The organism is Burkholderia sp. HAN2018, from assembly GCF_024704855.1.
GTDB classification, from domain to species: domain Bacteria; phylum Pseudomonadota; class Gammaproteobacteria; order Burkholderiales; family Burkholderiaceae; genus Burkholderia; species Burkholderia cepacia.
Genome location: NZ_QOBB01000200.1, coordinates 1 through 12,869, shown reverse-complemented (window position 1 = coordinate 12,869; position 12,869 = coordinate 1). Strand labels below are relative to the sequence as shown.

Genomic DNA, 12,869 nt, shown 5'->3' with positions numbered 1-12,869 from the left:
GCCGCCCTGCGCGCCGCTCGTGGCCGCCACCGGCACGGCAGCGGGCGGCGGTGCATAGCGATCGGCCGCGCCGCGCAGCGCCAGCGCGCGATCGCGCACGGGCTGCAGCTGCAGGTCGGCACTCGACATCGCGTACGACGTGCCGCGCGTGGTGTCGTACACGGCCTTCAGCAGATGCACTTCATCCTTGCGCCACGTGAGCCAGCGGCGCTGGCTGTCCTGCCAGCCGCGCTTCGCGTCGGCCGGCGCATCCTTCAACAGGCGCTGGTACGCGCCGTCCATCACGGCCTGCCACTGCTGCTGCGCTTCGCCCATGCACTGGATCTGGCCGGCCGGCGAAGACCGGTCGCGCCGCGCGAGGCATTGCCGCATCGCGACGTCGATCGGGTCGGCCGCCGCGACTTCCGCGTGCGCGACACCCATACCCGCCAACCCAGACACGCCTGCCGCCCAGACGACGAGCGCGGCCACCGCCGCACGCATCGCCTGGATTCGTCCGTGCGTCGCCATCAGTCGCGCACGCAGTCGACGAAGTACTCGACGCGGCCGTTCACCTCTTCCGCGACGAGGCCGTGGATGTCGGTGTGGAAGCCCGGGAAGCGCTCGTTGAAGTCGCGCGCGAACCGCAGGTAGTTCACGATCGTCTTGTTGAAACGCTCGCCCGGAATCAGCAGCGGAATGCCCGGCGGGTACGGCGTGAGCAGGATGCTCGTCACGCGGCCTTCGAGCTCGTCGAGCGGCACGCGGTCGATCTTGCGGTGCGCGAGCTTCGCGAACGCGTCCGACGGCTTCATCGCCGGTTCCATGTCCGACAGGTACATCTCGGTCGTCAGGCGGGCGATGTCGTTCGCGCGGTACACGTCGTGGATCTGCGTGCACAGGTCGCGCAGGCCGACACGCTCGTAGCGCGGATGCTGCGCGACGAATTCCGGCAGCACGCGCCACAGCGGCTGGTTGTTGTCGTAGTCGTCCTTGAACTGCTGCAGCTCGGTCACCATCGAGTTCCAGCGGCCCTTCGTGATGCCGATCGTGAACATGATGAAGAACGAGTACAGGCCGGTCTTCTCGACGATGATCCCGTGCTCGGCCAGGTACTTCGTGACGATCGCGGCGGGGATGCCCGTCTCGCCGAACTCGCCGTCGACGTCGAGCCCCGGCGTGATGATCGTCGCCTTGATCGGGTCGAGCATGTTGAAGCCTTCCGCCAGCGGGCCGAAGCCGTGCCAGTGGTCGTTCGGCTTCAGCATCCAGTCGTCGCGCGAGCCGATGCCTTCTGCCGACAGCTCGTCCGGGCCCCACACGCTGAAGAACCAGTCGTCGCCGTATTCGGCGTCGACCTTGCGCATCGCGCGGCGGAAATCGATCGCCTCGGCGATCGATTCCTCGACGAGCGCGGTGCCGCCCGGCGGCTCCATCATCGCGGCCGCGACGTCGCACGACGCGATGATCGCGTACTGCGGGCTCGTCGACGTGTGCATCAGGTACGCCTCGTTGAAGCGGTGCTTGTCGAACGTGCGGTTCTCCGAATCCTGCACGACGATCTGCGATGCCTGCGAAATGCCCGCGAGCAGCTTGTGCGTCGAGTGCGTCGCGAACACGAGCGCGCCCGTGCGCGGACGACCGTCGCCGATCGCGTGCATGTCGCGATAGAAGTCGTGGAACGTCGCGTGCGGCAGCCACGCTTCGTCGAAGTGCAGCGTGTCGAGCAGGTCGCCGAGCAGGTCCTTGATCATCTCGACGTTGTAGACGACGCCGTCGTACGTGCTCTGCGTGATCGTCAGGATGCGCGGCTTCATGTCCGGGTTCTGGCGCATCGCCTCGCGCGCGAACGGGTTCGCCTCGATCTTCTTGCGGATGTTCTCCGGCTTGAACTCGTCGCGCGGGATCGGCCCGATGATGCCGAAGTGGTTGCGCGTCGGCGTGAGGAACACCGGAATCGCGCCCGTCATCGTGATCGCGTGCAGGATCGACTTGTGGCAGTTGCGGTCGACCAGCACGATGTCGCCGGGCGCGACCGTCGCGTGCCAGACGATCTTGTTCGACGTCGACGTGCCGTTCGTCACGAAGAACAGATGGTCCGCGCTGAAGATGCGCGCCGCATTGCGCTCGGACGCGGCGACCGGGCCCGTGTGGTCGAGCAGCTGGCCGAGTTCGTCCACCGCGTTGCAGACGTCGGCGCGCAGCATGTTCTCGCCGAAGAACTGGTGGAACATCTGGCCGAGCGGGTTCTTCAGGAACGCGACGCCGCCCGAGTGGCCCGGGCAGTGCCACGAGTACGAGCCTTCGTCCGCGTACTTCACCAGTTCCTTGAAGAACGGCGGCGCGAGCGAGTCGAGATAGACCTTCGCCTCGCGGATGATGTGGCGCGCGACGAACTCCGGCGTGTCCTCGAACATGTGGATGAAGCCGTGCAGCTCGCGCAGGATGTCGTTCGGCAGGTGGCGCGACGTGCGCGTTTCGCCGTACAGGAAGATCGGGATGTCCGCGTTGCGGCGGCGCACTTCGGTGACGAACGCGCGCAGCTCGATGATCGCGGTCGCGAGTTCGGGCAGTTCGCCGTCCGGGCCGGTTTCGCCGAGCATGAGTTCGTCGTCGTCGATCGACAGGATGAAGCACGACGCGCGGCTCGACTGCTGCGCGAACGACGTCAGATCGCCGTAGCTCGTGAGGCCGAGGACTTCGACGCCCTCCTTCTCGATCGCTTCGGCCAACGCCCGGATGCCGGAGCCCGAGATGTTCTCGGAGCGGAAATCTTCGTCGATGATGACGACGGGGAAACGAAACTTCATGGGCGATTCTCCAAAAAGAACGACCGCGGCGCGTCACGCGCAGCGGTCACCCGGAAACTGGTGAGACGTTATGCAACCAGATCAGGTTTTCGGCAGCGTGACACCGCGCTGCCCCTGATACTTGCCGCCGCGATCCGCGTACGACACGTCGCACACTTCGTCGCTTTCGAAGAAGAGCACCTGCGCGACGCCTTCGTTCGCGTAGATCTTCGCGGGCAACGGCGTGGTGTTCGAGAATTCCAGCGTGACGTAGCCTTCCCACTCGGGTTCGAACGGCGTCACGTTGACGATGATCCCGCAGCGCGCATAGGTCGACTTGCCGAGGCAGACAGTGAGCACGGTGCGCGGGATGCGGAAATATTCGACGGTGCGGGCCAGCGCGAACGAGTTCGGCGGGATGATGCACACGTCGCCCTTGAAATCGACAAACGAACCCTCGTCGAAGTTCTTCGGATCGACGATCGTCGAGTTGATGTTCGTGAAGATCTTGAATTCGTCCGCGCAGCGGATGTCGTAGCCGTAGCTCGACGTGCCGTAGCTGACGATCCGGCGGCCGTCCTCGGACGCGCGAACCTGATCGGGCACGAACGGCTCGATCATCTTGTGCTCTTCGGCCATGCGCCGAATCCATTTGTCGGACTTGATGCTCATATCGGGGCGCCTGGAAACGCTGCGTGACGGTCAGGGAGGGCCGCTCGCGCGAGACGGCGGCCGGGAAAGGCGGACATTTTACGCGATCATCGGCGCATGCACGCGGCGGCCGTCAACGGATCACGCCGCAGGCGAGCGCGGGCCCCGCGCCATGCTGCGGAAACGCGGGATCGCTCGGGTCGCGGTGCACCAGCGCCGCGCGGTTCATCGCCGAGCGCACGCCATCGAGGGCCAGATCGGGCGCGACGATGAAGCCGGCCGCGACGCCGTTCGCGTCCGCATGGATGTTGCCGAGATCGCCGGCGACGCGGGCGCCCGCGCGCAACCGGTCTGCGGCCGGCGCGAACACCTGGCCGGCGCTCGAGCCGTCGCCCGCGTTGCAGTCGCCGCGTTCGTGCACCTGTAGCGCGTGATCGCTGTTGGGCGGAAGGCCGGCCAGGTTGTACGTGACCTGAACGCCGTCCGGACGCTCGACGAACGTCACCGCGCCGCGCGCCTGCGAGCCGACCGTCGGCTGCAGTTGTGCGTCGGCCCGTTTTTCGTGCGACGAGGAAAAGGAGGTGCAGCCGGCCAGCAGGCCCAGCGCGGCGGCGGCCAGCAGCGCGTACCGCACGCGGCCGGCACGTACGCCGTGATGTCGTTGTTTCATTCGATCCTCATGCCGGCTGGCGGCCGTTTGACACGACGGCCGCGCCGGGCGGGTAAAGGGACCCGGGAAAAGTCGCCATGATACCGCGCCTCGCGGCGCCGTAAACAGCGTGAGGCCCCGCCCCGCAAGGGTTTTACGTATTTTGAACAACGATCGACGGAAACTTCGACGTCATGTCGCGCGAACGCTCGGCAATCGCCAGTGCGACGCCGCGCGCGATGTCGCGGTAACGACGGGCCAGCGCGCCTTCGGGATCGGCCGCGACCGTCGGCGTGCCGCTGTCGGCCCGCTCGCGGATCGCGATGTCGAGCGGCAGGCTGCCGAGCACGTTCACGTCGTAATCCTTCGCCATCCGCTCGGCCCCGCCAGCGCCGAAGATGTGTTCTTCGTGGCCGCAGTTCGAACAGATGTGGATGCTCATGTTCTCGACGATGCCGAGGATCGGAATCCCGACCTTCTCGAACATCTTCAGGCCCTTCTTCGCGTCGAGCAGCGCGATGTCCTGCGGCGTCGTGACGATCACCGCGCCCGTGACCGGCACGCGCTGCGCGAGCGTGAGCTGGATGTCGCCCGTGCCGGGCGGCATGTCGACGATCAGGTAGTCGAGCTCGCGCCAGTTGGTCTGGCGCAGCAACTGCTCGAGCGCGGAGGTCGCCATCGGGCCGCGCCATACCATCGGGTTGTCTTCCTCGATCAGGAAGCCGATCGAGTTCGCCTGCAGCCCGTGGCCGACGAGCGGGTTCATCGACTGGTTGTCGGGCGACTCGGGGCGCTGGCCGTGGATGCCGAGCATCGTCGGCAGCGACGGGCCGTAGATGTCGGCGTCGAGGATGCCGACCGACGCGCCTTCTGCGGCGAGCGCGAGTGCGAGGTTGACGGCCGTCGTGCTCTTGCCGACACCGCCCTTGCCCGACGCGACCGCCACGATGTTCTTCACGTTCGGCAGCAGTTTCACGCCACGCTGCACCGTGTGCGCGACGATCTCCTGCGACACGGCGACGCGCGCGTCGCGTACGCCGGGCACGGCCTGGAGCGCCGCGGTGACGCGTGCGCGCACGTCGTCGTGCTGGCTGCGCGCGGGATAACCGAGCACCACGTCGAGCGCCACGACGTCGCCGTCGATCGCGACGTTGCGCACGCCCTTGTTCGCCGCATACGGACGGCCGGTATTGGGGTCGACGACAGCCGCCAAAGCGGCGTCGACTTGTGCCCGGTCAATGCTCATCGAAACTCCGTGAAAACGTTTTTCTCGCGCGCAAACGTCAAAAAATATCAAATTACGCTGCGAAAATCGGGAAAAGTGAAAGAATCTGTTGCACGCCATTGCGCGAACGCGCGACCCGGCGCACTCTTCGCCTGCGGCATGCTATGGGGCCAAATCGGCCACCAACCGCCTATATTGTAGAGGCTGACGCGTCGCACTGCCCGAACAGCCACGCTGACGGACAGGGCATGCGGCCACCTCGGCGGCTGCCGCTGGTGCAGGCCTGCCCTCCTTTTTCGGGCGGCCCGCGCGTGGAGCCGTAACTGTTGTTGTCGTCGTTGTCGACTCGTTCAACCAAGAGAGGAATCCAAGATGAACATGAAAATCGCGACCCGTCTGTCCGTCTTCGCATTGGCCGGCGCACTGCTGGCAGGCTGCGCCACGCAGCAAGGCAACAATACGGCCGTCGGTACCGGCACGGGTGCGGCGCTGGGCGCAGGCATCGGCGCGCTGGCGGGCGGCGGCAAGGGCGCGGCGATCGGCGCGGGCGTCGGCGCACTGGTCGGCGGCGTGACGGGTTACAACTGGCAGGCGATCAAGAACAAGCTCGCGCCGTCGGCAGCCAAGACGGGTACGCAGGTGACCGAGCAGCCGGACGGCTCGCTGAAGCTGAACGTGCCGAGCTCGGTGACGTTCGCGACGAACCAGTACGCGATCACGCCGGCCTTCACGCCGCTGCTGAACGACCTGGCGACGACGCTGAACCAGAACCCGCAAGTGACGGCATCGATCGTCGGCTACACGGACAGCACGGGTTCGCAGCAGCTGAACCAGACGCTGTCGCAGAACCGCGCGCAGAGCGTCGTCAACGCGCTCGTGCAGCGCGGCGTTGCCGGCGGCCGCCTGTCGGCACAGGGCATGGGCCCGTCGAACCCGATCGCGGACAACGCGACGGAAGCCGGCCGCGCACAGAACCGCCGCGTCGAAATCTACCTGCGCGCAGCACAGGCGCAGTAAGCGCACGACGAGGGGAAGGCGCGGGCCCGCCGCCCGCGCAGCCCCGCCGGACAAGACTTCCGGCGGAGCCGGTAACAAATCGAAAAAATTTTCGAACTTCTGTCGCAGGCCGTGGTCAGTATTTACGGTACGCGGCTGGTGTTGCCGGCGCGTCACCATTCTCCTCTTGTCGTTGTTGCTCCGGGGCCGTATCCGCCCCGGTTTTTTTTGCCCGCAGAATTCGTGCTGCGCCGCAGCATGTCACCGCCGGGCACGCCGCTTGCGCGGCCCCGCCCGTTCCGGCGCCCGGTCAGCGGCGCCCTGCCCGCGTCGCCGGCGCGCGCCCCTGCTAGAATCGCAGTTTCCCGTCGTTTTCCGCCGTTCCTCTACAGACCCTATGTCCGCATCCGACCTCACTTCCGTGCAGGCTGCGGCGCCGCAAGGTGACCGCCAGATCCTCGTTACGTCCGCACTGCCCTATGCCAACGGGCAGATCCACATCGGCCACCTGGTCGAGTACATCCAGACCGACATCTGGGTGCGGACGCTGCGAATGCATGGCCATGAGGTCTACTACATCGGCGCCGACGACACGCACGGCACGCCGATCATGCTGCGCGCGGAGAAGGAAGGCCTGACCCCGAAGCAACTGATCGACCGCGTGTGGACCGAGCACAAGCGCGACTTCGACAGCTTCGGCGTGTCGTTCGACAATTTCTACTCGACCGATTCGGACGAGAACCGCGTGCTGAGCGAGAAGATCTACGTCGCGCTGCAGGAAGCCGGTTTCATCGCCGAGCGCGAGATCGAGCAGGCGTACGATCCCGTCAAGGAAATGTTCCTGCCCGACCGCTTCATCAAGGGCGAGTGTCCGAAGTGCCACGCGAAGGACCAGTACGGCGACAACTGCGAAGTATGCGGCTCGACCTACCTGCCGACCGAACTGCTGAACCCGTATTCGGTCGTGTCGGGCGCGACGCCGGTGCGCAAGACGTCGAAACACTACTTCTTCCGCCTGTCCGATCCGCGCTGCGAAACGTTCCTGCGCGAATGGGTGAGCGGCCTCGCGCAGCCCGAAGCGACCAACAAGATGCGCGAATGGCTCGGCGACGCCGGCGAGGCCAAGCTCGCCGACTGGGACATCTCGCGTGACGCGCCGTACTTCGGTTTCGAGATCCCGGGCGCGCCCGGCAAGTATTTCTACGTGTGGCTCGACGCGCCGGTCGGCTACTACGCGAGCTTCAAGAATCTGTGCGACCGCAACGGCGTCGACTTCGACGCGTGGATCCGCCCGGGCTCGACCACCGAGCAGTATCACTTCATCGGCAAGGACATCCTGTACTTCCACACGCTGTTCTGGCCCGCGATGCTCGAGTTCTCGGGCCACCGCACGCCGACCAACGTGTTCGCGCACGGCTTCCTGACGGTCGACGGCGCGAAGATGTCGAAGTCGCGCGGCACGTTCATCACCGCGCAGAGCTACATCGACACGGGCCTGAACCCCGAATGGCTGCGCTACTACTTCGCCGCGAAGCTGAACGCGACGATGGAAGACATCGACCTGAACCTCGACGATTTCCAGGCGCGCGTGAACAGCGATCTCGTCGGCAAGTACGTGAACATCGCGAGCCGCGCGGCAGGCTTCCTGATCAAGCGCTTCGACGGCCGCGTGCAGGACAGCGCGATGAACCATCCGCTCGTCGTGAAGCTGCGCGATGCGATTCCCGGGATCGCCGCGCACTACGAAGCACGCGAGTACGGCCGCGCGCTGCGCCACACGATGGAGCTCGCGGACGAAGTGAACGCGTACGTCGACGGCGCGAAACCGTGGGATCTCGCGAAGGATCCTGCCAACGCGGTCGCGCTGCACGAAACCTGCAGCGTGAGCCTCGAGTCCTTCCGCCTGCTGTCGCTCGCGCTGAAGCCGGTGATGCCGCGCGTGGCCGAGGCCGTCGAGTCGTTCTTCGGGATCGCGCCGCTCGCATGGGCCGATGCCGCGAAGCCGCTGTCGTCGGAACAGCCGATCAAGGCGTACCAGCACCTGATGACGCGCGTCGACCCGAAGCAGATCGAGGCATTGCTCGCCGCGAACCGAGATTCGCTGCAGGCCGAGGCCACCGGCGCGGCCGCCGCGAGCGCGAACGCCGCCAAGGAGGCGAAGAACGCCAAGGCGAACGCGAAGCCGGCCGCCGTGAACGGCGCCGACGATGCCCCCATCTCGATCGACGATTTCGCGAAGATCGACCTGCGCATCGCGAAGATCGTCGCGTGCCAGGCCGTCGAGGGTTCGGACAAGCTGCTGCAGCTCACGCTCGACGTCGGCGAGGAAAAGACCCGCAACGTGTTCTCGGGCATCAAGTCCGCGTACCAACCCGAGCAGCTCGTGGGCAAGCTGACCGTGATGGTCGCGAACCTCGCGCCGCGCAAGATGAAGTTCGGCCTGTCCGAAGGGATGGTGCTCGCCGCGTCGGCCACCGACGAGAAGGCGGAACCAGGCCTCTACATCCTCGAGCCGCACAGCGGCGCGAAGCCCGGCATGCGCGTGAAGTAAGCCGAACGCGCTGCCGCTGTCGCCAAACAATGCCCCGCACGATTCGTTTCGTGCGGGGCTTTTTCATTCATGGCTGCTCGGCACGCCGCGCCCGCGCCGCATCGCTGCCGAACCACCGGTCGAAACGCCGCGTGTAGTTCAGGTCGACGCCCTGGAACGTGCCGCCGTACGCGGACACGGACCAGAAGCGCGTCAGGTTGATCGTCGCCTTGAACGCGTTGCTCGCCGACTGCAGCCCCTGCTCGAAGCCGAGCACGAACCGCTCGTTGATCGCCTTCGACACCAGCACGACCTGCGGGTCCGTCAGGCCCACCTCGCTGCGGCCGACCGAGACCTCGTCGAGACCGAAGGTCTGCGCGACGCGCTTGCCGGTCACGCTGCCGAGCAGCCCGAGCGCCGCCGTCATCGTGCCCTGCTGGCCGACGTTGTTGCCCTGGTCGGTGCCGTGCCCGAACAGCAGCCACGACAGCTTTTCGTTGTCCGTGACGTTCGGTTCCGACACCAGCTTGACCGTCAGCGACTGGATCGTGCCCGTGACCTGCACGCCGGCCTCGACTTCCTGGTTGCGCCGCATCGCGAGGATGTTGACGCCCGGGTTCGACACGGGGCCGTTGAAGGTGAAGAAGCCGTTCTCGATCGCGAGCTTGCGGCCGAACGACGTGTACGTCGACCCTTCGGTCACACGCACGTTGCCGACCGCGCGCAGCGGCACGCCCGGCGCGCTCATCACGGTGATCGTGCCGCGCAGCCCGAGATCCGCGCCGTGCCCCTTGAAGCGGAAGTTGTTGCCGAGGCCGATGTCGATGTTCGCGCGCGGCGCGAGCGACGGCGCCGGTTTGTCCGCGGCCGGCTTCGGCTTGGCGACGGCGGTGCCGGTCGGCGTCTCGCCGCGCACCGTGCCGTCGGGTTGCACGATCACCACGTCGTCCGACAGGTGCGGCGCCGACTCCTCGGGCAGGTCGAACAGCGCGCGATCGACGACGAACTTGCCGTCGATCGACAGCGCGCCGCGCGGCCCGTCGTTCGCGACCGTCGCCTTGCCCGACAGCGACAGCTTCCGGTCCGGCGCCGCGAACAGCTCGAGCTTGTCCGCGACGATGCTCGCGGTCAGGTCGGGCGCCTCGCCGTCGAGACGCACGCGGCCAAGTGCGCGCAGCGTGCCGTCGCCGCCGTGGAACTCGACCTGCTGGAATTCGACGAGGTTTTCCGACAGCTTGATGCGCACGATGCCGTCCTTCAGCTGCACGCCCTGGTCGACGAGCGTCGCGGACAGGTCGTCGCCCGTCAGCATCCCCGACAGGTTCGGCTTCGCCGGCGTGCCCGCGACGGTCAGCTTCAGCGCCGCGCGCCCGCCGAGCAGGTAGCTCGGCCCGAACAGGTTGCCGGTCGTCTTCAGCGCCGGGACGTCGACGTCGATGCGGCCCGACAGCGGGCCGTCGTCGACCACGCCGAACATGCCGTCGCGCAGCGCGAACGGCACGGTGACGTTCGCGTCGAGCGTGCCGATCCGGTTCGCCTTCGCGAGCGCCGTCACGTTGAGCCGGTTGCCGGGCGTGAAGTTCGCGCGCGCGGACAGGTCGGTCAGCCCCAGCGACGCGATGCCGCGCCCGCTCTCGATCGTCACGTCGCCGCCGCGCCGCTTCACCTGCACATGGCCGGTCGAGTTCGCGCCGAGCGAGAAATCCCAGTCGGCGTCGAGCACGACGTCGGTTCGCACCGGCGGCCGCTGGCCCGTCAGCTCCTGGCGGACCTCGAGGAAACGCGCGACCGACACGCCGCTCACGGAGCCCGCCGAGCGCATCTGGCCGTGATCGAACACGAACGACTTCAGGTCGATCGCCGCGCCCTCGAGCGTGAGCCGCGTCGCGCCGAGCGTCACGCGGCCGGCACCGGCCGATACGGTCAGCGGCGCCTGCAGCGCGACGGCCGGCGTGCCGCGGTTCGCGAGACGCGTCACGGTACCGTCCCAGCGCATCCCGTCGCGGCTCTCGACCACGCCGCCGTTCGCCGCGAGCGTCAAGTCGATCACGCGGCCGCCGGCCGTCCCGAGCGCCGACGCGTCGAGCGTGTGCTTCGCGCGCGTGCCGTCGAGGTTCGCGCGCAGCGATTTCAGATTCAGCGAACCGAGCGCGAGGTCGGTCGCGTCGGCCGTGAACACGAGGGCGCCGTGCGCGCCGTCGCGGATGTCCGCGCGACCCTGCGCGGCACCGATCCGGTTCGAACCGACGACGACATGCTCGGCCTTGTAGGTGGCCGTCACGTTCGGGTGTGCAAAGCTGCCGGTCAGGTCGCCCTGCGCCTGCACGAGCCCTTCCACGCCGAAGCCGAGCCGGTCGAGCTGCGGCGCGTCGACGACGAAGCGCAGCCGGTCGCCGGGCGCCCCGAAGCTGCCGCGCAGGTCGACATGATTGCCCGCGATCGACAGGTTCGCGTTGCTCGGCAGGATCCGCGAGCCGGCGAGCTGCACGACGCCGGCGCCGGTCAGCGGCACGCCGTCGTACAGGCTGTCGCCGAGCTTGAAGGTCGCCTTCGTCGACACCTGCGGCGCGAATGCGCCCGACGCCGTCAGCGTGCCCGACACGCGCGTCTCGCCGCGCCTGGGCGGCGCCTTCACAACCTTGACAGGCGCCTTGCCGCTACCGGCCTTCGGCGCGCTCTGCGCGGCGAGCAGCAGCGGATCGAATCCGGTCAGCGTCGCCTTCGCGTCGTAGCTCGAATGCGCATCGTGGCGGAACACGCCCGTCAGGTCGATGCGGCCCTTGCCCGCCGTCACGCGTGCGTCGGTCAGCACGGTCTGCTGCGGCGTCAGCGCAACCTTCGCGCGTGCGCCGAGCGCGAGCTTCGGATCGTTCAGGTTGAAGTCGACGGTCGTCACGCCGGCCGCGAGCGTCACGCCGAGCGGGCCGCCCAGACGCATCGGCCGCAGCTCGGCGACGAAGGCGTTCAGGTCGAGGTTCGCGACCTTCAGGTCGAAGCGGCCCTTGCCGCCCGTCAGCGTGCCGTTGCCCGTCACGCTGCCGTCGCGGATCAGCTTCAGCGCGAGCGCGTCGATCCGCTGCGCGTGCGCGTCGAGATGCACGTTCGCGTGCGCGTCGATCACCGGCAACAGGTGATCGCCGAGCGTGCCGGGCTTCGCGTTGACGATCGACACCGGGCCCGTCACCGCGAACCCCTTTGCGGGCGCCGAGCCGGCCGGCGCGGTCACGGGTGCGAGTTCCGCGCGCACCGCGAGATCGGCGGCCGGCGCGCCGGGCGCGAGCGCCTGCGGGTTCACGTGATCGAACGCGAGCGACGCGCGCGTGAGCGGCACCGCGCCGAACGGCGCGGCCTCGACGTGCGCGCGCCCGTTCAGCTTCATCCCGCTCGCGTCGACTTCCGCGACGAGCGCCTCGAGCGAGCCCGACACGCGAGCACGCGCATCGACCGGCTCGTCGGCCAGCTTGCCCGCGTAAGTGGCCTCCCCCGTCAGCGCGAACGGCTTCACGCCGTCGAGTTTCGCGCGCGCGGTCAGCGCACCGTACGGCGTATCGACGCCGTCGAGCACGAGTTCATGGTGACGACCGTCGCTGCGGCCGTTCAGCGCGAGATGGTCGAGCTGCGTCGTCGAGCCGCCGTCGTGGATCGCGAGGTGATCGACGCGCAGGTCGTCGATCCGCAACTGCAGCGGCAGGCTCAGGTCCTGCGGCGTCGTACTCGGCGTCGACGGCCCCGGCGGGATCCGCACGTCGATCGTGCCGGCCCGAAGATACGCGATGGACAGACGCCACGGCGCGCGGGTCAATGCCCAGCGGCCGTCGAGCCGGTCGATGCGGATTTCGGTACCGGTGCCGTCGGGACTCGTCCAGGCGAACCCGCGCAACCGCACGCCGGTCGCGAGCGAGCCGCCGTCGAGCGTGCCCGCGAGCCGCGTGCCGAGCACGCGCTCCGCCACCTGCCACGCGAGCCGCGTGCCGTGCTCGGTCGTCACCGCCGCCAGCACGAGCCCGACGGCCAGCACGACGAGCAGCACGACCGTCGCGAGCGTCCATG

Annotated in this window: 8 protein-coding genes; 2 read left to right on the top strand and 6 right to left on the bottom strand. The window is 67.9% G+C overall.

Going from position 1 to position 12,869, the window contains the following annotated elements:
• The 5 genes from DPV74_RS32460 to apbC all read right to left on the bottom strand — a co-directional run.
• Nucleotides 1-483 (bottom strand): lysozyme inhibitor LprI family protein (locus DPV74_RS32460; protein WP_374709004.1); only part of this gene is annotated, 483 nt, incomplete at its 3' end.
• A gap of 26 nt (nucleotides 484-509) precedes the next feature.
• Nucleotides 510-2,789, bottom strand: a complete 2,280-nt coding sequence (locus DPV74_RS32455) for an arginine/lysine/ornithine decarboxylase (RefSeq protein ID WP_021163792.1) — start codon at nucleotides 2,787-2,789, stop codon at nucleotides 510-512.
• 81 nt (nucleotides 2,790-2,870) lie between these two features.
• On the bottom strand, nucleotides 2,871-3,440 hold the full coding sequence (dcd, locus tag DPV74_RS32450; protein ID WP_006398615.1) for a dCTP deaminase: 570 nt from the start codon (nucleotides 3,438-3,440) through the stop codon (nucleotides 2,871-2,873).
• Between the two features lie 112 nt (nucleotides 3,441-3,552).
• Entirely contained in the window at nucleotides 3,553-4,089 is a 537-nt protein-coding gene (gene sodC / locus DPV74_RS32445) for a superoxide dismutase [Cu-Zn] (RefSeq protein ID WP_059686616.1), read from the bottom strand.
• Between the two features lie 133 nt (nucleotides 4,090-4,222).
• Nucleotides 4,223-5,314, bottom strand: a complete 1,092-nt coding sequence (gene apbC / locus DPV74_RS32440; RefSeq protein WP_021163794.1) for an iron-sulfur cluster carrier protein ApbC — start codon at nucleotides 5,312-5,314, stop codon at nucleotides 4,223-4,225.
• A gap of 351 nt (nucleotides 5,315-5,665) precedes the next feature.
• On the opposite strand from apbC, the gene DPV74_RS32435 reads away from it, so the two are divergent.
• Entirely contained in the window at nucleotides 5,666-6,310 is a 645-nt protein-coding gene (locus DPV74_RS32435; protein ID WP_021163796.1) for an OmpA family protein, read from the top strand.
• A 376-nt stretch (nucleotides 6,311-6,686) separates the two neighbouring features.
• Nucleotides 6,687-8,840 (top strand): methionine--tRNA ligase, encoded by a 2,154-nt coding sequence (metG, locus tag DPV74_RS32430; protein WP_059686614.1) that lies wholly within the window; start codon nucleotides 6,687-6,689, stop codon nucleotides 8,838-8,840.
• Between the two features lie 67 nt (nucleotides 8,841-8,907).
• Here metG and DPV74_RS42185 read toward each other — a convergent pair whose 3' ends face one another.
• Entirely contained in the window at nucleotides 8,908-10,131 is a 1,224-nt protein-coding gene (locus DPV74_RS42185; protein ID WP_374709005.1) for a translocation/assembly module TamB domain-containing protein, read from the bottom strand.
• Nucleotides 10,132-12,869 lie beyond the last annotated feature (2,738 nt).

Coding starts and splice junctions, on each gene's coding strand:
- apbC (WP_021163794.1), bottom strand. CDS start 5,314: ATGAGCATTGACCGGGCACAAGTCGACGCCGCTTTGGCGGCTGTCGTC.
- DPV74_RS32435 (WP_021163796.1), top strand. CDS start 5,666: ATGAACATGAAAATCGCGACCCGTCTGTCCGTCTTCGCATTGGCCGGC.
- DPV74_RS32455 (WP_021163792.1), bottom strand. CDS start 2,789: ATGAAGTTTCGTTTCCCCGTCGTCATCATCGACGAAGATTTCCGCTCC.
- sodC (WP_059686616.1), bottom strand. CDS start 4,089: ATGAAACAACGACATCACGGCGTACGTGCCGGCCGCGTGCGGTACGCG.
- dcd (WP_006398615.1), bottom strand. CDS start 3,440: ATGAGCATCAAGTCCGACAAATGGATTCGGCGCATGGCCGAAGAGCAC.
- metG (WP_059686614.1), top strand. CDS start 6,687: ATGTCCGCATCCGACCTCACTTCCGTGCAGGCTGCGGCGCCGCAAGGT.
- DPV74_RS42185 (WP_374709005.1), bottom strand. CDS start 10,131: ATGCTGACGGGCGACGACCTGTCCGCGACGCTCGTCGACCAGGGCGTG.